Annotated in this window: 18 protein-coding genes and 1 riboswitch; of the genes, 15 read left to right on the top strand and 3 right to left on the bottom strand. The window is 71.1% G+C overall.

All coding sequences use genetic code 11. The annotated features are described in order from the left end of the window. Positions 1-41 precede the first annotated feature (41 nt). Positions 42-764 carry a nucleotidyltransferase domain-containing protein gene (locus ACSHV8_RS32545; protein ID WP_436522006.1) on the top strand — a complete coding sequence of 241 codons (723 nt, stop codon included), beginning with the start codon at positions 42-44 and terminating at the stop codon, positions 762-764. 213 nt (positions 765-977) lie between these two features. Here ACSHV8_RS32545 and ACSHV8_RS32540 read toward each other — a convergent pair whose 3' ends face one another. From ACSHV8_RS32540 to ACSHV8_RS32530, 3 genes are all read right to left on the bottom strand, one after another. Beyond that, positions 978-1,886 carry a TVP38/TMEM64 family protein gene (locus ACSHV8_RS32540; protein ID WP_436522004.1) on the bottom strand — a complete coding sequence of 303 codons (909 nt, stop codon included), beginning with the start codon at positions 1,884-1,886 and terminating at the stop codon, positions 978-980. Between the two features lie 83 nt (positions 1,887-1,969). Further along, a complete protein-coding gene (locus tag ACSHV8_RS32535; RefSeq protein WP_436522002.1) occupies positions 1,970-2,683 on the bottom strand; it encodes a type 1 glutamine amidotransferase in 714 nt (237 codons plus the stop codon). A 33-nt stretch (positions 2,684-2,716) separates the two neighbouring features. After that, a complete protein-coding gene (locus tag ACSHV8_RS32530; RefSeq protein WP_436536998.1) occupies positions 2,717-3,937 on the bottom strand; it encodes a MurT ligase domain-containing protein in 1,221 nt (406 codons plus the stop codon). A 413-nt stretch (positions 3,938-4,350) separates the two neighbouring features. Further along, positions 4,351-4,537, top strand: a riboswitch (cyclic di-AMP (ydaO/yuaA leader). Positions 4,538-4,543: 6 nt separating this feature from the next. Between ACSHV8_RS32530 and ACSHV8_RS32525 the strand changes: the two genes are divergently transcribed. From ACSHV8_RS32525 to ftsZ, 14 genes are all read left to right on the top strand, one after another. Continuing rightward, positions 4,544-5,374 carry a C40 family peptidase gene (locus tag ACSHV8_RS32525; protein ID WP_436522000.1) on the top strand — a complete coding sequence of 277 codons (831 nt, stop codon included), beginning with the start codon at positions 4,544-4,546 and terminating at the stop codon, positions 5,372-5,374. An 822-nt stretch (positions 5,375-6,196) separates the two neighbouring features. Next, positions 6,197-6,628, top strand: a complete 432-nt coding sequence (gene mraZ, locus ACSHV8_RS32520; protein WP_436521998.1) for a division/cell wall cluster transcriptional repressor MraZ — start codon at positions 6,197-6,199, stop codon at positions 6,626-6,628. Between the two features lie 238 nt (positions 6,629-6,866). Continuing rightward, positions 6,867-7,949: a 16S rRNA (cytosine(1402)-N(4))-methyltransferase RsmH gene (gene rsmH, locus ACSHV8_RS32515; RefSeq protein ID WP_436521996.1), complete on the top strand. Its 1,083-nt coding sequence runs from the start codon at positions 6,867-6,869 to the stop codon at positions 7,947-7,949. A gap of 254 nt (positions 7,950-8,203) precedes the next feature. After that, entirely contained in the window at positions 8,204-8,932 is a 729-nt protein-coding gene (locus tag ACSHV8_RS32510; RefSeq protein WP_436521994.1) for a hypothetical protein, read from the top strand. 121 nt (positions 8,933-9,053) lie between these two features. Then, on the top strand, positions 9,054-11,294 hold the full coding sequence (locus tag ACSHV8_RS32505) for a penicillin-binding transpeptidase domain-containing protein (RefSeq protein ID WP_436536996.1): 2,241 nt from the start codon (positions 9,054-9,056) through the stop codon (positions 11,292-11,294). Positions 11,295-11,351: 57 nt separating this feature from the next. Continuing rightward, the gene (locus tag ACSHV8_RS32500; protein ID WP_436521992.1) at positions 11,352-12,857 is read left to right on the top strand and encodes a UDP-N-acetylmuramoyl-L-alanyl-D-glutamate--2,6-diaminopimelate ligase; all 1,506 of its coding nucleotides are present in this window, start codon (positions 11,352-11,354) and stop codon (positions 12,855-12,857) included. Beyond that, a complete protein-coding gene (locus ACSHV8_RS32495) occupies positions 12,854-14,245 on the top strand; it encodes a UDP-N-acetylmuramoyl-tripeptide--D-alanyl-D-alanine ligase (RefSeq protein WP_436521990.1) in 1,392 nt (463 codons plus the stop codon). The genes ACSHV8_RS32500 and ACSHV8_RS32495 overlap by 4 nt, the downstream gene beginning before the upstream one ends. Beyond that, a complete protein-coding gene (gene mraY, locus ACSHV8_RS32490; protein ID WP_436521988.1) occupies positions 14,242-15,357 on the top strand; it encodes a phospho-N-acetylmuramoyl-pentapeptide-transferase in 1,116 nt (371 codons plus the stop codon). The genes ACSHV8_RS32495 and mraY overlap by 4 nt, the downstream gene beginning before the upstream one ends. 209 nt (positions 15,358-15,566) lie before the next feature. Then, complete coding sequence (locus ACSHV8_RS32485; RefSeq protein ID WP_436521986.1) at positions 15,567-16,268, top strand: collagen-like triple helix repeat-containing protein; 702 nt, start codon at positions 15,567-15,569, stop codon at positions 16,266-16,268. A gap of 101 nt (positions 16,269-16,369) precedes the next feature. Next, positions 16,370-17,746: an FtsW/RodA/SpoVE family cell cycle protein gene (locus ACSHV8_RS32480; RefSeq protein WP_436521984.1), complete on the top strand. Its 1,377-nt coding sequence runs from the start codon at positions 16,370-16,372 to the stop codon at positions 17,744-17,746. Beyond that, positions 17,746-18,852 (top strand): undecaprenyldiphospho-muramoylpentapeptide beta-N-acetylglucosaminyltransferase, encoded by a 1,107-nt coding sequence (murG, locus tag ACSHV8_RS32475; protein ID WP_436521982.1) that lies wholly within the window; start codon positions 17,746-17,748, stop codon positions 18,850-18,852. Before ACSHV8_RS32480 ends, murG begins: the two co-directional genes overlap by 1 nt. A gap of 130 nt (positions 18,853-18,982) precedes the next feature. Continuing rightward, positions 18,983-20,419 (top strand): UDP-N-acetylmuramate--L-alanine ligase, encoded by a 1,437-nt coding sequence (gene murC / locus ACSHV8_RS32470; RefSeq protein ID WP_436521980.1) that lies wholly within the window; start codon positions 18,983-18,985, stop codon positions 20,417-20,419. Positions 20,420-20,422: 3 nt separating this feature from the next. After that, positions 20,423-21,193, top strand: coding sequence for a cell division protein FtsQ/DivIB (locus tag ACSHV8_RS32465; RefSeq protein ID WP_436521978.1), 771 nt, complete (start codon positions 20,423-20,425; stop codon positions 21,191-21,193). A 298-nt stretch (positions 21,194-21,491) separates the two neighbouring features. After that, positions 21,492-22,625: a cell division protein FtsZ gene (gene ftsZ / locus ACSHV8_RS32460; protein WP_436521976.1), complete on the top strand. Its 1,134-nt coding sequence runs from the start codon at positions 21,492-21,494 to the stop codon at positions 22,623-22,625. The last annotated feature ends 2 nt before the right edge of the window (positions 22,626-22,627 follow it).

The raw sequence follows: 22,627 nt of genomic DNA, 5'->3' as shown, positions 1-22,627 counted from the left end.
GCGCTGCCGAGCGGTGGCGCCGCCCGGATAACGTGCTCGGGATGAAGGTGATCGATGAGTTCCTGGCGCGGGCCGACACGCTCGCGCCAGGACTGGTCGAAGGGTTGTACCTGCACGGCTCCATCGCGCTGGGTGACTACCGCCCCGGCGTCAGCGACATCGACTTCGTGGCGGTCACGTCGGCGCCCGCCGCCCCGGACCTGCTCCGGCGCCTCCACCGGTCGTTGCCGCGCCGCCCGCACCTCGACGGCATCTTCGTGACCCGGGACGACCTGCGCCGCGACCCGGCCACGCTGCCACCCGGCCCGGCCATCCACGAGAACCGGGTCCTCGCCGCCACCGACTTCGAACGCAACCTGGTCACCTGGCACGTCCTGGCCCAGGGCGGAGTCGCCGTGCGCGGCCCGCAACACCCGGAGATCTTCACGGACTGGCCGGCACTGGCCGCGCGGACCCGCGACAACCTGGAGTCGTACTGGCGCCCCTGGACCCGCCGGATGCGAACCCACCCGGCCGCGCTCACCGCCGCGGCCGTCTCGTGGGGCGTGCTCGGGGTGGCCCGGCTGCGCAACACCTTGGAGGCCGGGCGGGTGACCGCCAAGACGGACGCCGGGGAGTTCGCGGTGCGCACCTACGGCAGCCGCTGGGAGCCCATCGTCGGCGAGGCCCTGCGCATCCGCTGCGGCGGCTCACCCCGTTTCCGTAACCCGCTTCGTCGTCGGGCCGAGATGCTGGCTTTCCTGACCCGAGCCCTCACCCACTGACCACACCGCCCGGCCCGCGCGCCGGGCAGGAATGGGCTGAGGCTGGCGGAGAGACTGGGCGTGCGCTGGAGCACGGGTGGGCTCTACGAGAGGTGCCGCGGGTGGGCTCTACGGGAAGTGCCGCGGGAGGCTCGGCGGGAAATGCTGCGGGCAGGCTCGGCGGGCGGGCCCGGCGGAAGTGCGGGTGGAGCTTGTGGGCCGGCTGGGCCGGCGTCAGGCGGGGGTGACGGCGCGGCGGGCGCTCTGGCGCCAGCGGATGACGATCGCGGTGGAGAGGATGAAGCTGATGATCGCCGGGGCGACCGTGATCGGGCTCATCTTTCCGGGGGCGACGACCGCGGCACCGATCACGGCGTAGGTGACCGTGGACGGGATGGCGGCGATCGTGGTGCCCAGCAGGTAACGCTTGCGGCAGACGCTGGTGGTGCCGTAGGCGTAGCCGACCAGGCCGAACGGGGCCAGCGGCAGGAAACGGACCAGGAGGACGGCGGCGAGACCGCGGCGGTTCAGCCAGCCGTCCAGGCGGGCCAGGCGACCGCCGGCCTTGGCCTGCAGGACGCCGCGGCCGGCCCAGCGGCCCAGGTAGTAGGTGGCGGTGGCGGCGATCACGGCGGCCGCCAGTGCGGCGATCGCGCCGGTGGCGGCACCCAGCAGGGCGCCGCAGGCGACGGTGACCGCGGTGCGCGGGACCAGGACCGACAACAGGAGACCGCCGAGGACGGCGACCGCGACGGCGGCGCCGGGGCCCAGGGCGACGACCGCGTCGCCGATCTCCCGCATCGGGAGCAGGGCGGCCGCCGCGGCGAGACCACCGATCGCGGCCGTGAGCAGCCCGAACCGGATGAACCGGTGCTTGCGGCTCATCGGCGTCTTCTCGACCTCGGCCGGGTCGGCCACCGAGGCGGCGGCAACGGCACCGGCCGCAACCGCACCGGCCGGCTGAGCAGCTGCCGCGGCCGGGTCGAGAACCGCGGCCGGGTCGAGCGCGGTGGCCGAGGCCTGAGCCGGGCCGGCCGGGGACGGGGCCTGGTCGAGGAGGGCCGTGGCGGTGGGCCGGCTGAGCGGCGCAGCCTGAGAGTCCCCGGGACGTGTGCCCGTGGAGTGATCAGGTTTGTCGGTCATGCAGGCCTACCGCCCCAACTGTCGTCGGTTCAGGACAAGGTCGTTCCGGTTGTTCCGCGCCCGTCTTCGTCGTCGTATGGCCCTCAGGCCGGTAGCCCGGCGGAGAGCCGTTCGCCCCGGAGCCGTTCGGCCCAGGAGTCGTCGAGGGGCGCAAGCCTATCCGCGCCGGTGGACCAACGGAGTAGCAGATCGGCTAGCGCTGGGTTGCGAGACAACGCCGGACCGTGACTGTAGGTTCCGATGATCTTGCCGGCCCACGCCCCCTCGGTCTGGCCGTCGTTGCCGATGCCCCCGGTCACCCGGGCCAGCGGTGCGGCGTGTGCGCCCAGGTGGGTGCGGCCGCCGTGGTTCTCGAAACCGGTCAGCGGGGGCAGGCCGAGCCGCGGGTCGATGTCGCCCCGCAGTTCGCCGACCGCCCGGGTCTCACCCCGGTCGGACGTGATGTCGAGCAGCCCCAGGCCCGAACATTTCGTCCCCTTGGCGAAGAACGAGTGACCGAAAAGCTGGTAACCGGCACAGATGGCCAGAACCGAGGCGCCCTGGGCCACCGCCCGGTGCAGACCGCCGTCGGTGATCAGCCGCTGGGCGGCGAGGGCCTGCGGGCCGTCCTCACCGCCGCCGATCAGGTAGATGTCGGCGGTGGTGGGCATCTGCATGTCCGAGCGGACCTCGTAGGTCTCCACCGGGATGCCGCGAGCGGCCGCCCGGTGCGCCAGGATCAGCATGTTGCCCCGGTCGCCGTAGGTCGACAGCAGATCGGGGTAGATCCACACGATCCGCAGCGTGCTGTCGTTCATGCTCGAGACCTCTGTTTCCCGGTGCGGAACTGCTCAGTTGACACGGTCGAGTCCCGCTCGGATGTCCTGGAACGCCGTGTAGTTGGCGATCACCTCGAGACGGCCCGGCGGCACCTGCGCCAGCGCCTCGTCGAAGGTGTGTACGTGCTGGAACGGAACCTGGTTCACCTGGAGGCGGACGGCCAGGTCGAACGCCCGGTCGCCGGTGATCAGCACCGGACGGTCCCGCAGCGGGGCGAAGTCGACATCCCACAGCCAGGACGTGTCCAGCCCGTCGGGGTCCCGCGCGTTGATCGAGAGCAGGGTCGGCGCCTGGTCGGCCATGTCGAACGCTTCGAGCCAGCTCGCCGGGTTCTTCGCCAGGAGCAGGCGGATGTTGCGCCCGTCGCGGTCGACCTGCGCATACCGCCCGGCGATGGACGTCACCCGGGAGAGCCGGGGCAGCGCCTCGATCGGACGAACGCCGAACTCACCGGCGACCGCGAGCGCGGTGGCCGCGTTACCCAGATTGACCTTGCCCGGCAGCTGCAGCTTGACCAGGTGCCAGTCGCCGCGCGGGTCGATGACGCCGTCCTCCTCCACCACCCACTGGGGGGTGGGGCGGCGCAGCGGGCAGCCGGTGCACCACCAGTCGCCGTTGGCCCGCTCGATCGGATGGCCGCTCTCCGGGCAGACGAACGAGTCGTCGTGCCAGCGCTGGCCGGCGCTGAACCAGGTGCTCTGCGGGCTGGAGCTCGCGGCCCAGACGACCATCGGGTCGTCCGCGTTGGCCACCACCCGGATCTCGGGGTGGCCGGCCAGCGCGGTCTTCCACAGCTGCGCCATCATCGCCACCTCCTTCGCCCGGTCCAGCTGGTCGCGGGAGAGGTTGAGCAGCGCGACCACCTTGGGGCGGGTGGCCTGGATCACCTGCGGCAGGTAGTGCTCGTCGGTCTCCAGCACCGCGAACGGGGTGTGCCCCTCCTTGGCCAGCGCCGAGGTGTGGCCGGTGGGCATGTTCGCCCCGTACCCGTTGGTGGCGACCCGGCCGAGCACCCCGAGCGCGGCCGCGGTGAGCCGTGTCGTGGTGGTCTTGCCGTTGGTGCCGGAGACCAGCGCGACGGCGCGGCCGGACGCGAGGTGGGCCAGGAGGTCGGGGTCGATCTTGAGGCCGATCCAGCCGCCGATCACCGAACCGTCGCCGCGACCCGCGGCCCTGGAGAGCGCGGCCGCGGTCTTCGACGCGGTGGTCGCGACTATGGCCCGTAATGGCATCTTCCCGTCCGTCACGCCAGCGAGGGTACCGGACCCGGGGGTTACGTCGAGTTGCCGGAAGGCCTGGATCACCGGACCGGTCCGGGTGGGCCGTACGGCTTACCCCGTTTGCGCCGCTGCCTAACGATTCGCGGCCACCAATGGGTTACCACCTGAGAAATTGTGTGTTCTGGTTCACTGGGGACGATCAACTTTGCGTGTTCAGGTGAGTTCGTAGAGTCACGGCATTTGTCTCGCGGAGATAACAAACCGGACACAGGCCAATGTGCCAACTACTTAGAGTGACGATTTCGCACCTGACGATCATGAGGGAATTCAGGTACCAAGGATTCCGCCGGCGGCAACCGCTCGCCGGTCGCGCTCAACCGGTTCACGCCGAGCCCTGCCCCGGACCGGTGGACGCGACCATGTGAAGTACCAGAAAGCTGACCAGGCATTCGGGGGCAGGGACGGGGAACCCAGATTTCCGGTCCGGACCCGCGTCGTCCCACCCGACGGCGCATCAGGTCCCGGACCTTGGGGTGAAGCCACCGCGGTGGCCGGGCAAGCCTTCCCGCCCGAACCCGACAGCTAACCTCGCAGGCGTGCCGGAGGGATTTCCTAACCGTGCACGAGCACAGTTCGGGCCGCCACCGCGCGGTCCGCAATCGGCGCCTCACCGGCGCCACCACCGCCGCGCTGTCCCTGGGTCTTTGCCTGTGTGCCGGCCAGTTGCTGGCATCGGCACCCGCCCTGGCAGCGACCACGACGACCCCGGTCATCTCCACCACGGCGGCGAAGGCGGCCGCCAAGGTGAAGCCCACCCTGACCACCCGGGTCAGCGTTCGCACCATCGCGTGGGGCAACAGCACCAGGATCACCGCCAAGGCCGTCGACCCGCGGACCGGCAAGGCGGCCAAGGGCACCATCCGGCTGCAGGCCTACGTCAACGGCAAGTGGGTTCTCTACGCGAAGAAGACCGTTCCCAGCAGTGGTACGGTCACCTTCTCCACCTCGCCGAAGACGACCATCTGGCTGCGGACGCTCTTCACCGGCGCCGGGTACACCTCGACGTCCCACCAGGCGAAGATCACCGTGAAGACCAGCGGTGCCAAGGTCCTCGCCGAGGCGAAGAAGCACACCGGCGCGCTGTACAAGTTCGCCGCGGCCGGGCCGAGCCGGTTCGACTGCTCGGGCTTCACCCAGTACGTCTACAAGAAGGCGGCCGGGAAGAAGCTGCCGCACAAGGCGGACGGCCAGCAGGACTACGGCAAGGCGGTCAGCAAGTCGAGCAAGAAGGTCGGCGACCTGATCATCTTCCGGTCCGGGTCGTACGGGTACCACGCCGGCATCTACGCCGGTGGCGGCTACATGTACGACTCCCCGCACACCGGGGCCCGGGTCGGCAAGCACAAGATCTACGGCAGTAACTACGTCGTACGTCGTCTGACGGCGTGACGTCGTCCGCCGGGCTCGTCGGCGGGATCCGGCTGCTGGGGATCTCGGTCGATGCGAGTGCTCGGCGGACAGCACCAAGTAAGTAAGGAAGCACCGCCAGTGGGGCGTGACCCGATCCGGGTCACGCCCCACTGGCGTTCGTGCTGTCCGGAGGTGGTCCGCGGCGGCGGGAGAGTCGCGGGGGCGGGGGAGTCGCGGGGGCGGGGGAGTCGCGGGGGCGGGGGAGTCGCGGGGGCGGGGGAGTCGCGGGGGCGAGGGAGTCGCGGGGGCGAGAGAGCCGCGGGGGCGGGGGAGTCGCGACGGTGGGCGGGCCGCGGGCGGCGGGGGAGCCGCGGGGATCGGCGCCCGGTGGCCGGGGCGGGCCGCGCGGATCGGCGCCCGGGGTCGCGCGGTGAGAGGGGCCACAGGGGCCGGAGGTGCTTGTGGAGGCTCGGGACGGTCCACATTCGGCCGCCCGGAGGCTCCACTTTCCTCCCCGGGGGGCCTCCACTTTCCTCCCCGCGGCGCGGGCGACCACTCCACCGACGAGGTTTTGACCGTTTTGCGCCGGACTTATCGACCCTCGTGCGCCTGATGTCGGAAACCGGACCTGGTGGATCATGCTGAACCCCTCCACTTCGACCCACCCCCTGTGAACTGGGATTACGTCCGCGAAAACAGTTCGCGAGCAGCCGCTTTCGGGTTGCAGGTGGAGGGAAGTGGAGTAGAGTGGGGCCCAGTGGCAGGACCGAGGAATCCGACCGAGAGCCTGCCGGCCCGAGTTGACAGACGGCCCGCTTCCTCCGCGAAGGAGCGGCTGTCCCGGCAAAGGGGTGGGGGCCGATGTTCCTCGGCACGCACACCCCTCGGCTGGACGAGAAGGGCCGGCTGATCCTCCCGGCGAAATTCCGCGACGAGTTGGCGGGAGGTGTCGTGATCACGAAGGGGCAGGAGCGCTGTCTTTACGTGTTCCCGATGCCGGAGTTCACTCGTCTCGCCGGTCAGTTGCGCGAGGCGCCGGTGACCAACAAGGCCGCCCGGGCTTACAGCCGGGTGTTCTTCGCCAGCGCGCACGACGAGGTCCCCGACAAACAGGGCCGGGTCACCATCCCCGCACACCTGCGGGAGTACGCGAGTCTCGGCCGGGATCTCGTGGTGATCGGGGCCAGCACCAGGGTCGAGATCTGGGACAAGCAGTCCTGGGACGACTACCTCTCGGCGAGCGAGGAAGAGTTCGCCGACATCGAGGAGGGGGTGCTGCCCGGCGGACTGTAGGGCGTGGCACTCGGTGGGCCGCTGGGAGTGCGGTCCGGACGCCACTGCTGCCGTACTGCGAGATCTCCAGCCGCTCCCGCTCCTGGCGCCTCTTCCCCGGCGCCAGGCGCGTGTCCGGCGCCGGGTCACACCGGCGTGCGGGACAGAGCGGATGGGGATCTGGCGGTACGGACGGGCGCCGGGCCGGCACGGACAGCTTTTCAGGTAACAACCGAGTGATACGCGAACGGGTGGGTCAATGGGGGTCGACATGGGGGAGCCGCGCGGCACGCACGTTCCGGTGCTGCTGGAACGCTGCCTCGAGCTGCTCGGCCCGGCTCTGGCCCGGCCCGGCGCGGTGCACGTCGACTTCACGCTGGGCCTGGGCGGCCACGCCGAGGCGGTCCTGGAGCGCTTCCCGGACGCCGTCCTGATCGGACTGGACCGGGACACCGAGGCGCTCGCCCACTCGCGGCACCGCCTGGAGCGGTTCGCCGGGCGGATCCACCTGGTGCACGCGGTCTACCACGAGCTGCCCCGGGTGCTCGCCGAGCTGGAGATCCCGGCGATCGACAGCGGCCTGTTCGACCTCGGCGTCTCCTCGTTGCAGTTGGACGAGGCCGACCGCGGTTTCGCCTACGCGCAGGACGCTCCGCTGGACATGCGCATGGACCAGTCCCGCGGAATGACCGCGGAAGAGGTCGTCAACACGTACGAGCCGGGTGAGCTGGTGCGCATCCTCCGGCAGTACGGCGAGGAGAAGTTCGCCCCGCGGGTCGTCTCGTTGATCGTGCGGGAGCGGGCGAAGGCCCGGATCGTCTCGACCGCCCGGCTGGCGGAGCTCATTAAAGACGCTATTCCGGCCGCCGCGCGGCGAACGGGTGGAAATCCCGCGAAAAGGTCGTTCCAGGCACTACGCATTGAGGTCAACGGCGAGCTCGACGTGCTCGAATCGGCGGTTCCCGCTGCTTTGGACGCGTTGTCGCCCGGCGGGCGACTTGTGGTGATGAGTTATCAATCACTTGAGGACCGAATCGTGAAGCGTGCGCTCACCAAGCGGGCACGTAGCACCGGGCCGATCGACCTGCCGGTCGAACTGCCCGGAACCGGTCCGACGCTGCGGCTGCTGACCAGGGGGTCGGAACTGCCCAGCGAGGCGGAGGTGGCGGAGAACCCGCGGGCGGCTTCGGTGAAGCTGCGCGCGGTGGAACGGATCGACGAGAGGCAGCAAGGGGCGACCCAGCCCACCGGGACCGGCCGCGAGCGGCCCCGGACGGCGGGGAACGGCGGGGGACAGGGGCGGCGACGCCCGGGGCCGAAGGAGGGGGAGGGGGAAGCATGAGCGAGCGAACCGAAGCGCCGCGGTCGGGGGGCCGCACGGCGCAACCGCGGTCCACTGCCGGGGCGCGGGGGCGCGGGGCGAGCCGCGATGCCGGAACCGAGGGGACTGGCACCCGGGGGGTGCGCCAGGCCGGCACGCGCGGTTCCGAGAAGCGCGAAGCAAGCACGCGGGGTTCCGAGAAGCGCGAGACGAGCCTGCGGGGTTCGGAAAAGCGCGAAGCAAGCACGCGGGGTTCCGAGAAGCGCGAGCTCGGCATGCGCGAGACCGGCATGCGGGACAACGGGAAGCGCTCGGCCGGGGCACGCGGTGCCGACACGCGCCGGTCCGGGATGCGGAGCGACGAGGGACGCGCGCCGGCCGGGCTGCGGGTCGAGGGCGACATCGAGGTGCGGATCGAGGGCACCGCGGCCCGGCGGCTGGACACCGCCGAGGCTCCGGCTCCGGTTCTGCCCCGGTTGCGGGTCGCGCCGCCGCTGCCGATCCGGGCGCCGCGCCCGACGTTCGCGGCCGGCCTGATCGTGCTGGTCCTGGTCGGTGTGGTCGGCATCCTGCTGGTCAACACGAAGACCATGGAGCAGTCGTTCCAGCTCGACGCGCTGCGCAAGAACCAGGCGAGCCTGGACGAGCAGCAGCAGGAGTTGCAGCAGCAGCTGAACCAGGTGAGCAGCCCGGGCAACCTGGCCGCCGCCGCGCGCCGGCTGGGCCTGGTCCCGGCCGAGAACCCGGCGATGATCCGGCTGCCCGACGGCAAGATCATCCGGACACCGACGCCGGGCAAGGGTGCCACCTCGGTGACCGCCCAGGAGGCGCTGACCACCGACGGCACCGGTGCCCCAGCCGCAACGAACACCACCGGCACCACGGGCCAGGGCACCACGGGCCAGGGCACGACGGGCCAGGGGACCACGGGCCAGAACAGCACGGGTCAGAGCACCACCGGTCAGAACAGCGCCGACCAGAACGCTGTGGGAACGGGGCAGTAAAGCCGTGTCGCCGCGAGCCGACGACGAGACACCGCGCCGGGGCAATTCGCCCCGGCGCGATCCGTCCCGTGCCGTCCCCGCCGAGGGGAACGACGAGCCCGAGCGCCGGGGTTTCTCCGGCATCGGGGAGGCGCGGGCCTACACCCCGCGGGGCCGCACGGTGGCCGAGCGCGGCCGCTCCCCGCGGACCGGGCGCACCGCCGATCCGTTCCGGCCCGCGTTGCAGGTGGTCGAGGGCGGCGAGAGCCCCCGATCACGGCAGCGCGGCGGCCGGCCTCCGGAACCCCGCGAGCGCGCGGAACGGACCACGGAGAAGCGCGAGCGCGCCGAGCGGACCACGGAGAAGCGCGAGCGCGCGGAGAAGACCGCCGAGAAGCGCGAACCCCAGAAGCGGGAGCCGCAGCGGCGCGAGCCGCAGAAACGGTCCCGTCCCGCCGAGGAGAAGGACGATTCGCGCGTACGGCGTAGCACCGTTCCCTCCCGCGGCGCCCCTCCCCGCCGTACCTCCAAGCCGGAACCCGGACCACGGCGGACCGCAAGCGAACGCAGCCAGAGCAGGCCGCGCCGGGAGCCGGTTCGCCGGCCTCGGCCGGTCCCGGCCGAGCCGCCCAAGCTGGCCAACAGCACGCGCCGCCTGCGACTGGGCACCGTGCTGGCGCTGTCGCTGTTCGTCATGATCGGCGTCCGCCTGGTCGTGCTGCAGGTGGCGACCTCGCCGTCCGAGGTGGCGAGCCTGGTCAAGCTGCGGGAGAAGCGGCTGAGCACGGTCGAGCTGCCGGCGCCGCGGGGCAGCATCATGGACCGGGACGGCGCGATCCTGGCCAACAGTGTCGAGGCGCGGTACGTCTACGCCGACCCGGAGAACGCGAAGCTGCAGAAGAACATCCCGGAGACGGCGGCCAAACTGGCCCCGCTGCTCGGTGTCGCCCCGTCCGAGCTGGCCTCCGACATGAAGCGCAAGCAGCTGGTCGGCGGGACGTGGGTGAAGTTCAGCTACCTCAAGCGGGGCGTGGACATCTCGGTCGCCACCCAGATCGAGAAGATGGGGCTCCCGGGCATCTACACGCACATCGACGAGCGGCGTGACGTGCCCAACCCGGATCTGGCGGCCAACCTGATCGGTTTCACCGGGGAGAACCAGCACGGGCTGGAGGGCCTGGAGGCGCGCTACGACGACCTGCTGCACGGCACCGACGGCCGGCGGGTCTTCGAGACCGGCGCGGGCAGCCTGAACGTGCCGATCGCCGGTGGCTACGAGCAGGAGACCGCGGCCAAGCCGGGGAACTCGCTGAAGCTGACCATCGACCAGTGGGTGCAGTGGAAGGCGCAGTCCGTGCTGAACGCCGAGGCGGAGAAGAACCACGCCACGGTGGCCGGCGCGGTGATCCTGGACGCCCGGACCGGTGAGGTGGTCGCCCAGGCCAGTTACCCGGCCTACAACGCGGCCAAGGCGCAGGACTACGACCCCAAGGCGCGGATGGACGTGCCGACCGCGGTCGTCACCGATCCCGGTTCCAGCCACAAGCCGTTCATGATCGGCGCGGCGCTGCAGGAGGGTCTGATCACCCCGGACTCCCTGATCACGGTCGCCCCGGCGATCGTCAAGGGCGACACCCCGTTCAAGGACAGCCACCCGCAGGACAAGGGCAGCAAGCTGAGCATCGCCGGCATCCTGGCCTACTCGTCCAACGTGGGGACCATCCGGATCGGCGACATGCTGGGCAAGGACCGGATCTACGAGTACCAGCAGAAGTTCGGGCTGGGTAAGGCGACCGGCGAGGGCATGCCCGGTGAGGCCGACGGGCTGCTGCTCAAGCCCCAGGACTGGAGCGGTTCGGCCTACGGTTCGGTGCCGATCGGGCTCAGCGTCTCGGCCACCCTGGTGCAGATGGCGGCCGGGTACGGCGCGATCGCCAACGACGGCGTCTACATCCAGCCGCACCTGATCAAGTCGACCGTCTCCGGGGCCGACGGCCAGGAGATCCCGGCCGCCGCGCCGGAGACCCATCGGGTGCTCGACGCCAAGGTGGCCACCGAGTTGCGGACGCTGATGGAGGCCGTGGTCGAGGACGAGGGCACCGGCGTCAAGGCGCAGGTCGCCGGGTATCGGGTGGCCGGCAAGACCGGCACCGGTGCCATGGTCGTCGACGGCGAGTACACCAGCCACAACGCCAGCTCGTTCGTGGGCATGGCGCCGGCCGAGAACCCGCGCTACGTCGTCGCGGTGGCGATGGACGTCGCCAAGGGCACCGGCGGCGAGGTGGCCGCCCCGGCCTTCTCGCAGATGATGTCCTACACCCTCACCCATTACTTAGTGCCACCGTCCGCGTCGAAACCGCCGACCTTCAAGATCCATGGATGAAGTCAGGTCGCATGGCGTTGACGGGAACGCCCGGAGTACCGGGTAGGGTCTGACGCCGTGTCCGGCATTCCCCGACCCGAGACCGTTGCGTCGTTCCCGTTGACGCGGCTCGCTGAGCTGCTCCCGGCAACCCTGCACGGTGGTGACATTGACGTCACCGGGGTCACTCACAGTAGTGGCGCGGTGCGCCCAGGAGACCTTTACGCGGCGCTGCCAGGCGCGAACCGGCACGGCGCCGAGTTCGTGCCCGGCGCGGCCCGGGCCGGCGCGGTGGCGGTGCTGACCGATCCGGACGGGCGCGAGGCCGCGCTCGCCGCCGGGTTGCCGGTGCTCGTCGCCGACGACCCGCGGGCGGTGCTCGGCGCGGCCGCGGCGGCGATCTACGGCGACCCGTCGCGGCGGCTCACCATGATCGGCATCACCGGGACGGCGGGCAAGACCTCGACGTCGTACCTGGTGGAGGCCGGTCTGCGTGCCGCCGGGAGGGTGACCGGGCTGGTCGGCACGGTGGAGACCCGCCTCGGCGACTTCGTCGTGAAGAGCGTCCGGACCACGCCCGAGGCGCCCGATCTGCAGGCGATCCTGGCCTCCGGGGTCGAGCGCGGCGTCACCGCGGTGGTCATGGAGGTGTCCAGTCACGCCCTGGTCATGGGCCGGGCCGACGGGATCCGGTTCGCCGCGAGCGGCTACACCAACTTCGGCCAGGACCACCTCGACTTCCACCCGACGTCGGAGGAGTACTTCGCGGCCAAGGCCCGGCTGTTCGACGGCCGGACCGCGGTCGGGGTGCTGAACCATGACGATCCCGCGGTCATGGCGCTGCGGAAACCCGAAACGGTGACCTATTCGGCCGCGGGCGATCAGGCGGCCACCTGGTGGGCTTCCGACGTGCGGCCGTCCGACTTCGGGCAGCTGTTCACCGCGCACGGCCCGGACGGGGTCACCGTCGAGACCGGCGTCGCGCTCCCCGGCCTGCACAACGTGGCCAACGCACTGCTCGCGCTCGCCCTGCTGGTCGCGGTCGGGATCGACCCGGCGACGGCCGGGCGGGGCGTCCTGGAGTGCCGCGGCGTGCCCGGCCGGCTCGAACAGGTCGAGGCCGCGAGCGAGGTGCTGGGTGTCGTCGACTACGCGCACAAGCCGAACGCGATCGTCGCCGCCCTGGCCGCGCTGCGCGAGCTCGCGACCGCCCGCGGCGGGCAGCTGATCTGCGTCATCGGTGCCGGTGGCGACCGCGACCGCGGCAAGCGCCCGCTGATGGGCGAGGCCGCGGCGCACGGCTCCGACCTGGTCATCGTGACGGACGACAACCCCAGGACCGAAGACCCCGCTTCGGTACGGGAGGCCGTGCGCCGTGGCGCCGAGGCCGCCCGCGGCGGGGCCAAGGTGGTCGAGGTCGCCGGCCGCCGTGCCGCGATCGACGAGGCGGTCCGCCTGGCCGCCGCCGGCGACGTGATCGCCGTCCTGGGCAAGGGCAACGAACAGGGGCAGGAGGTGAACGGTCAGGTGCTGCCGTTCGACGACCGGATCGAGCTGGCCGCGGCGCTGGGGGGTCCCGCGTGATCCCCCTGACGCTCGGCGAGATCGCCGCGATCACCGGTGGCCGCCTGGTCGGCAGCGACGGCTCGGAGACCGTGACCGGCGGGGTCGAGTACGACTCCCGCAAGGTCGGCCCGGGCGGGCTGTTCGTGGCGTTCGCCGGCGAGAAGGCCGACGGGCACGACTTCGGCCCCAAGGTCGTTCAGGCCGGAGCGGCCGGGGTGCTCGGCACCCGCGACGCGGGCGTGCCCGGCGTGGTCGTCGACGACCAGCTGGAGGCCCTGGCGAAACTGGCCCACGAGGTCGTGGGCCGGCTGCCCGAGCTGACCGTGGTCGGGCTGACCGGCTCGTCCGGCAAGACCACGACCAAGGACTACCTCGGGCAGCTGCTGTCCCGGCTCGGCCCGACCGTGGCCCCGGCCGGGTCGCTCAACAACGAGCTCGGTTTTCCGTACACGGTGCTGCAGGCCGACGAGAAGACCCGCTTCCTGGTACTGGAGATGGGCGCCCGCGGGATCGGGCACATCCGCTACCTGACCGGCATCGCCCGGCCGTCGATCGGCGTCGTCCTCAACGTCGGGGCGGCCCACCTGGGCGAGTTCGGGTCGGTCGAGGGGACCGCGCTGGCCAAGGGCGAGCTGGTCGAGGCGCTGCCGCCGACCGGGGTGGCCGTGCTGAACGCCGACGACGCACTGGTCTCGGCGATGGCGGGCCGGACCGGGGCGCGGGTGATCCAGGTGGGCGAGGCCGAGGGGGCCGGGCTGCGGGCGAGCGACGTGGTCGTCGACGCGACGGGGCGGGCATCGTACGTACTGAAATCGGGTCTTGAATCGGGAAATGTCCGTCTGGGGGTGGCCGGACGCCACCAGGTGGCCAACAGCCTGGCCGCCGCCGCGGTCGCGCTGACCGCCGGCATGGCCTTCGACGAGCTGCTCGTCGCGCTCGGCGAGGTCGGCATCGTCTCGGGACGCCGGATGGACGTGGTCGAACGGGCCGACGGCGTGACCGTCATCGACGACTCCTACAACGCCAACCCGTCCTCCACCGCCGCGGCACTGCACGCGCTGGCCGCGATGGGCACCGGAAAACGCACCACCGCCGTCCTCGGATACATGGCCGAGCTGGGCGAGCACGAGGTGTCCGGGCACGCCGAGGTGGGCCGGCTGGCCGCCCGGCTCGGCGTGGACCGGCTGATCGCGGTGGCCGAGAACGCCCGGCCGATCCTGGACGGGGCCGAGGAGGTGGGCGAGTGGAGGGGCACCGCCCAGTTCGCCGCCGACCAGGCCGCCGCGATCGAGATTCTCAAGGACGACCTGCGCGCCGACGACGTCGTGCTGGTCAAGGGTTCCCGGTACCGCACATGGGACGTCGCCGACTGGCTGCGACGTTCCGAGGAGGTTCAGCCCACGTGAGGGCAGTCATCGTCGCGGCCGCGGTCGCCTTTCTCATCTCGCTCTTCGGCACCCCTCTCGCCATCAAGGTCTTCTCGGCGCTGAAGGCCGGCCAGCCGATCCGGACCATCGGCCCGCAGTCCCACCTGGGCAAGCGGGGCACCCCCACGATGGGCGGCGTGGCGTTCATCCTCGCCACGGTCTTCGCCTACGTGGCCGGGCACCTCGCCCTGACCACCCTCCCGGAGCGTCAGATCGCCCAGGAGCGCCCCACCATGACCGCCCTGGTCCTGCTGGGGCTGCTCGTGTTCTGTGGCGCGGTCGGCTTCATGGACGACTTCCTGAAGGTCCGCAAGCGCAACTCGGACGGTCTCAGCGCCAAGGGCAAGCTCCTCGGCCAGCTGATCGTCGGCACCGCCTTCGGTATCGCCGCCCTCTACTTCCCGAGCACCAACGGCCAGACCGTGGCCAGCGAGAAGATCTCGTTCATCCGGGACGTGAGCTGGCTCGACGTCGGCAAGGTGGGCGCGGTCATGGTCTTCGTCTTCGTCATCATGGCGATGTCGAACGGCGTGAACCTCACCGACGGCCTGGACGGCCTGGCCACCGGCTCGTCGATCCTGGTCCTCGGGGCCTACTCGCTGATCGGCTTCTGGCAGTACCGGCACTGGTGCGGTGACGACAACTACCGGACCACCAACGAGCTCACCCAGGCCCACTGTTATCAGGTGCGCGACCCGCTGGAGATCGCGCTGATCGCGGCGGCCGCGGCGGCCGCGCTGGTCGGCTTCCTGTGGTGGAACACCAACCCGGCGCGGATCTTCATGGGCGACACCGGGGCGCTCGGCCTGGGCGGCCTGATCGGCGGCCTGGCCGTGGCCACCCGGACCACGCTCCTCTCGGTGATCATCGGTGGTCTGTTCGTGATCATCACGATGTCGGTGGTGATCCAGATCATCTCGTTCAAGACGACCGGGAAGCGGGTCTTCCGGATGTCACCCCTCCAGCATCACTTCGAACTGGCGGGGTGGTCCGAGGTCAACATCGTGGTCCGGTTCTGGATCATCGCGGGGATCTGTGCCGCGATCGGGCTGGGGTTGTTCTACTCCGACCACCTGGCGGTCATGGGCTGAGCCCGGTTCCTCCCGTTCGAAGGGGCGGTCGCCGATCGGCGACCGCCCCTTCGGCATATCTCGATATTCCGGGTCAATTGTCCGAGTTGTCCATAGGCTGGGGTCGGCCCGCTCCGAATCGTGCGGTGAGCCCGCTCCGCTGATGTGACGACCGGCGTGAGCCCGCCACCCCCGGGCCGGTACTCGAGACCTGTGAGGATGGAACATCTATGAGGACACGTGTCCTGATCACCTCGGTCGGCGCGGTAGGGCTCGTGCTGGCCGCCAGCGCCTCCCTGGCCTCCGGCGCGGGCCGGACGGCCGCGCCGGGTGCGGCTCCGGCCGTCGAGGCGGCCCCGGCGCCCTACAAGGTGTGCGTGACCCGGAGGTCCGGCGCGGTGCGCTGGGTCTCGTCGGCCACGACCAGCTGTAAGTCCGGGGAGACCCTGTACTGGTGGAACCAGACCGGGCCCAAGGGGGCGCCCGGTGCTGCCGGCGCCAAGGGGCCGGCCGGGGCGCCCGGTATGCCGGGTCCGGCGGGATCGCCCGGTCCGACGGGTATGCCGGGGCCGCAGGGGGCGACCGGGCAGGACGGCAACATCGGTCCGATCGGAAGCCGCGGGCCCACCGGTGTCGCCGGCCCGACCGGCCCGACCGGTCCCACCGGCCCGACCGGTCCGACCGGTCCCACCGGTCCGACCGGCCCCACACCGACGATGACCTCGGTGACCTCCTCGGCGTCAATGGGTGACACGACCAAGCAGGTGGACTGCGGCGTCGGGAAGACCGCCATCGCCGGTCTCTACAGCATCCGTGCCGGGGAAACCTCGGTGGTGGGGGGCACGGGAAGCACCCGCTACTGGAACTACACCTTCGCCGGTGGAGTGAGCGACGCCAGCGGCATGGCGCTGACCGTCATCTGCAGCGGCTGAGTTCGTCTTGTCACGTGCGCCGTGGCGCACGTGACAAACCCCGATGCGACACGCCATCGACGTGACCGTCGATGGCGTGATCGCCGGACGATGATGGGGGCATGGCGGACGACCGTACCCAACAGGCCCGCCCGTCACTGAGCCGGCAGTTCCTGCCCGCCGTGCACGGGCTGCTGGCCCGGCCCCTCTCGTCCTACTACCTGCTGATCGCCAGCGCCGGCCTGCTCCTGCTGATCGGCCTGACCATGGTCTTCTCGGCGACCAGCGTGAAGGCGTACGCGGCCAACGGCAACGCGTTCTCGGCGATCTCCAGTCAGGTCGTCTACGCCCTGCTCGGCCTGGTCGCCTTCTGGATCTGCCAGCGGCTGCCCGCGATCACCCTGCGCGCCCTGGGCAAGTACGTGCTCGGCGCGGCCGTGGTGCTGCTCACCTTCCAGAACCTGATCGTCGTGATCAAGCACATCGGCGCTCAGGAGAGCGAGAAGGTCGGCCCGATCTCGGTCAGCCTGCTCTCGCTGGCCGTCGGCGGGGTCAGCGTCCAGCCCTCCGAACTGGCCAAGCTCGGTATGGTGCTGTGGGGCGCGGATCTCATCGCCCGCAAGGGCGTGTCCCTGGGCCACTGGAAAGAGCTGGCGATGCCGCTCTTCCCGGTCATCGGCCTGCTCTTCATCCTGGTCGGCTACAACGACGTCGGCACCATGCTGGTCCTGCTGGCGCTGATCGTCGGCCTGCTCTGGGCGGCCGGCGTGCGGCTGCGGGTGTTCGGCGCGCTCGGTGTGCTCGGCCTGACCGGTGTCGGCCTGCTGATCGCGGCCGCGTCCCGGGGCGCCGGTTCGGGTTCGGCCGACGCCGCGAACTATCGCGTGCAGCGTCTCACCGCGTTCCTCACCCCGCTCGACAAGTGCAACGTCGACGTCTGTTATCAGCTGATCCAGGGTCGCTCGGCGATCTTCGAGGGTGGCTGGTTCGGTGTCGGCCTGGGCAAGGGCGCGCTGAAGTGGGGCTGGGTCCCGGAGGCGGAGAACGACTTCATCTACGCGATCGTCGCCGAGGAGCTCGGGGTGGTCGGTTGTGCGGTCGTGCTGGCGCTCTTCTCGGTGCTGGCCTTCACCGGCTTCCGGATCGCCCGCCGTTCGGCCGACCCGTTCCGCCGTCTCGCGGCGGCCGCGATCACCACCTGGCTGGTCGCCCAGGCCGTGATCAACATGGGTGGGGTGGTCGGCCTGCTGCCCATCACCGGTCTTCCGCTACCGTTCATCTCCGCAGGTGGTAGTGCCCTCATCGTGGCCATGGCGGCGGTCGGCATACTGGCCTCGTTCGCGCGCGCGGAGCCGGACGCGGCGCGTGCCCTGAACGCCCGTCCGACCCCTCGATGGGTGCGACTAGTCTGGGCCCCGCTGCCGCCGGTTCCCCCGCCGCGGCGGCCGGGACAACCGCGTGAAACGCCGGTGGGCGCGGGGGGCGAGAGGAGAAGGTGATGGTGCAGCTGCGGTCGGTCGTGCTCGCCGGAGGAGGCACCGGTGGACACATCTATCCGCTGCTGGCTTTCGCCGATGCCTTACGCCGGCACTTCCCGCACATCCGGATCACCACGCTGGGCAGCCCCAAGGGCATGGAGAACCAGCTGATCCCCGCGGCCGGCTACGACCTGCGGGTGATTCCGGCGTTCCAGCTGCCCCGCTCGGTGAACCTGGACCTGCTGCGCACCCCGGACCGGATGTACAAGTCCACCCACGCGGCCGGCGAGATCATCGACGAGGTCGGCGCCGAGGTGGTCGTCGGCTTCGGCGGCTACGTGTCGGTCCCGGCCTACCTGGCGGCCTGGCGGCGGGAGATGCCGATCGTGGTCCACGAGGTGAACGTGCCGCCCGGGGTCGCCAACCGGATGGGCATGAAGTTCACCAAGCGGGTCGCCGTCGGCTTCCCGCACCAGCTGGAGCAGGCCGAGTCGCTGCGCAACGCGCGCCTGGTCGGTGTCCCGCTGCGCACCGGCATCACCCAGATGGACCGGCCGGCCCTGCGCCCGCAGGCGCTCTACCACTTCGGGCTCCGGCCGGACCTGCCGGTGCTCTTCGTCTCCGGCGGTTCCTCCGGCGCGCGGACGATCAACCTGGCGGTGGCCGCGGCGGCCAAGCGGCTGGCCCACGCCGGCATCCAGGTGCTGCACGTGCAGGGCGGGCGCAACGACCCGTTCGAGGTGCCGAACGACCTGCCGGTGCCCTATGTCGTCGTGCCCTACCTGTCGGACATGCAGCTCGGTTACGCTGCCGCCGACCTGATGCTCTGCCGCGGCGGCGCGATCACGGTGGCCGAGACGACCGCGCTCGGCATGCCCGCCATCTACGTGCCGTACCCGTTCAGCAACCAGGAGCAGCGGCGCAACGCGCTCCCGGTGGTCGACGCGGGCGGCGGCCTGCTCGTCGACAACAGCGAGCTGACCCCGGAGTGGATCGAGCGCAACATCATCCCGCTGGCCCGGGATCGGCAGCGCCTGGCCGCGATGGGTCACGCCGCGGCGGGGTACGGGCGGCGCGACGGTGACGAACAGTTGCTCCGCTTCGTTCTGGAGGCGGTGGACCGATGAGGCTCGCCCGTACCGAAGGCTTCGTCCTTGAATGCGGTGGACCGATGGGGCTCGCCCGTACCGAAAGCTTCGTCTTTGAAGGTGGTGGGCCGGTGCGGCTCCGCCGCGACGCGACTGAGGGAGTTTTGTGGTGAACACGGCGGAGTTGACGCCGGCCGGTGAGATGACCGCCGAGGATCTGGGCAGCGTGCATCTGATCGGGATCGGCGGGGTCGGCATGGCCGGCCTGGCCCGGCTCCTGCTGACCCGGGGCATCCCGGTCTCCGGCAGCGAGCTGCGCGAGTGGCCCGCCCTGGCGGGGATGCGCGCGCTCGGCGGGACGGTGCACATGGCTCACGAGGCCTCGAACCTGGACGGTGTCGACACGGTCGTCTACTCCACCGCGATCCCGCGGGATCACGTGGAGATGGTCGAGGCACGCCGGCGCGGGCTGCGGGTGCTGCACCGGTCCGAGGCGCTCGCCGCGGCGATGACGAACCGGCAGACCATCGCGGTGGCCGGCACCCACGGCAAGACCACCACCACCTCGATCATGACGGTGATCCTGCAGCACGCCGGGCAGGACCCGTCGTTCGTGATCGGCGGGGAGCTCTCCGCGGCCGGTTCCAACGGCCACCACGGCAGCGGCCCGCACTTCGTGGCCGAGGCCGACGAGCACGACCGCTCGTTCCTGATCTACCGCCCGCACGTGGCGATCATCACGAACATCGAGGGCGATCACCTCAACAACTGGGGTGACCTGGAGACGCTCAAGGCCGGCTTCCTGGAGTTCGGCGCGCTGGCCGACGGCTTCGTGGTCACCTGCGCGGACGGGCCCGGCACGGACGAGCTGATCGCGGGGCTCAAGGCCAAGGGCAAGACCGTTTTCACGTACGGCGAAGCCGAGGACGCCGACCTGCGGGTCACCGACATCGTCTCCACCGTGAGCGGCGTCCGTTACCGGGCCACCCTGCACGGTGAGGATCTGGGCGAGTTCAAACTGGCCCTGCCGGGCAAGCACATGGGCCTGAACAGCGCCGCGACGGTGCTGACGGCGATCAAGCTGGGCCTGCCGCTGGCCAAGATCGTCGAGGCCATGGAGTCGTTCCCGGGCGTGCGCCGCCGGTTCGAGCGCAAGGGCATCGCGGCCGGTGTGCGGGTCTACGACGAGTATGCGTACCACCCGACCTCGGTCCTGGCCGCCCTGCGCACGCTGCGCGAGGTGGCCGGCGACGGCCGCCTGATCGTGGTCTTCCAGCCGTACCGGGTGTACCGGACCCGGGACCTGCAGGCCGAGCTGGCCGAGGGTCTGGCCCTGGCCGACCAGGCGATCATCATGGAGGTGTTCGGCCCGGGGGAGACCCGGGGGCCGGGCGAGGGCGGTCTCGCCCTGACCGCGGCGATCGAGCTGCCGGCCGACCGCAAGGTCTTCGTCCCGGACTGGGAGGACGTGCCGGCCGAGGTGGTCCGCCGCAGCCGTCCGGGCGACGTGGTGGTGACCATGGGCGCGCCGCCGATCTCGCTGATGGGTGACGAACTGCTGGCCGCGCTGGCCGAGGCCGACCTCCAGCCGGGTCTCGCGGGCTGATCGGTGGCGGCGGGCGGGGGCACGCGCAACTGGCGCCTGGTGCGGGCCGACACCGACGCGGTGCCGCCGTCGGCGCGCCGGTTCATGGCTCGGGCCCGGCAGCGCAAGCTGCGGGCCGCCCTGCCCTGGCTGGTCGGTGCCGGCGCGCTGCTCGTCGCCGGGGGCCTGACCTGGCTGGTCTACGGCACGTCGGTGCTGGGTGTGCGGACGGTCGAGGTGGTCGGCACCCAGACGATCGACCCGGCTCAGGTGCGGGCCGCGGCCGCGGTGCCGGATCGGCGCCCGCTCGCCCGGGTCGACCTGGACCAGGTCGGTGCGCGGGTGCGCGGGCTGGCCCCGGTCGACAAGGTGACCGTGGTCCGGAGCTGGCCGTCGACCCTGCGGATCGAGGTGGTCGAGCGGGTCGCGGTGGCCGCGGTGCCGGCGAACGGGCAGTTCACGCTGATCGACGACGCCGGTGTGCCGTTCCGGCAGGTCGCCGCCGTGCCGTCCGGCCTGCCGACGGCGCGCCTGGCCACGCCCGGCCCGGCCGACGCGAACACCGCGTCGGCGCTGAAGGTGCTGGAGGCGCTCAGTGACGACCTGCGCGAGCAACTGGTGGCGGTGTCGGTGACGTCGCCGGTGGCGATCCGGCTCGAGCTGCGCGACGACCGGGTGGTCATCTGGGGCGACGACAGCGACAGCGAGTTGAAGAGCAAGGTGGCCACGGCCTTGCTCAAGCGCAAGGGGGCCGAGATCGACGTGAGCGCACCGACCATCGTTACCATTCGGTAACCAATTGGCCAAAGCGACAAAAACGTACGAACGGAATATTTCGTCCGAGGTTACGGGTGAGTCGCATACTCGCCACGTAAGCGGACGCGACACGCCGCACCGGTTCTTTGGTCCCGGCGCGATGTCCGCATACGTTGCGTCGAGAGGTTCGAGTGGTTGACATAACTCTGAACCTCTAGTAGAGGGTGAGGGTTTCCTCGCCCTCCCTTGTACGGCAGTGGATGTCGAAGTGCGGATCCCACCCGGAACCGCAGGGGCCCTCGACATCCGCCAACCCCGGAAGGGAAGGCTGAGCCCGATGACACCTCCGCACAACTACCTTGCGGTCATCAAGGTCGTAGGCATCGGCGGCGGCGGCGTGAACGCTGTGAACCGCATGATCGAGGTTGGGCTCAAGGGCGTCGAGTTCATCGCGATCAACACCGATGCCCAGGCCCTGCTGATGAGCGACGCCGACGTCAAGCTCGACGTCGGCCGGGAACTGACCCGGGGCCTCGGCGCCGGCGCCCAGCCCGAGGTCGGCAAGAGCGCCGCCGAGGACCACCGCGACGAGATCGAGGAGGTCCTCAAGGGGGCCGACATGGTCTTCGTGACCTGCGGCGAGGGCGGCGGCACGGGCACCGGCGGCGCCCCCGTGGTGGCCAACATCGCCCGCAAGCTGGGCGCGCTGACCATCGGCGTGGTGACCCGCCCGTTCTCGTTCGAGGGCAAGCGGCGTCAGGTCCAGGCCGAGGCCGGTATCGAAGAGCTGCGCAACCAGTGCGACACGCTGATCGTGATCCCGAACGACCGGCTCCTGGCGCTCGGCGACCGCGGCATCAGCATGATGGACGCGTTCCGCCAGGCCGACCAGGTGCTGCTCTCCGGTGTTCAGGGCATCACCGACCTGATCACCACCCCGGGTCTGATCAACCTGGACTTCGCCGACGTCAAGAGCGTGATGAGCAACGCGGGCAGCGCGCTCATGGGCATCGGCAGTGCGCGCGGCGACAACCGGGCGGTCGAGGCGGCCGAGCGGGCCATCTCCAGCCCGCTGCTGGAGCAGAGCATGGACGGCGCGCGCGGCGTGCTGCTCTCCATCGCCGGCGGTTCCGACCTCGGCCTGTTCGAGATCAACGACGCGGCGCAGCTGGTCACCGACGCGGCCCACCCGGACGCGAACATCATCTTCGGCGCGGTCATCGACGACGCGCTGGGCGACGAGGTTCGGGTCACCGTGATCGCGGCCGGGTTCGACGGGGGCTCGCCCTCGTACAAGCCGTCCGAGGCGCCCGTGCGCAAGCAGCACAACCCGCCGGCCACGACCACCACGAGCTCGTCGTCCTCGCTGCCCGCGATCACGACGCCGGCCACTCCGCCCACGCCGTCGCCGCGCAAGCACGTGCTCTTCGACGACGTGGACGTGCCGGACTTCCTGAAGAACGGTTCCTGACA

Source organism: Actinoplanes sp. HUAS TT8 (assembly GCF_051380535.1).
In the GTDB taxonomy this organism is placed as follows: domain Bacteria; phylum Actinomycetota; class Actinomycetes; order Mycobacteriales; family Micromonosporaceae; genus Actinoplanes.
This window is presented reverse-complemented; position numbering and strand designations above follow the sequence as displayed.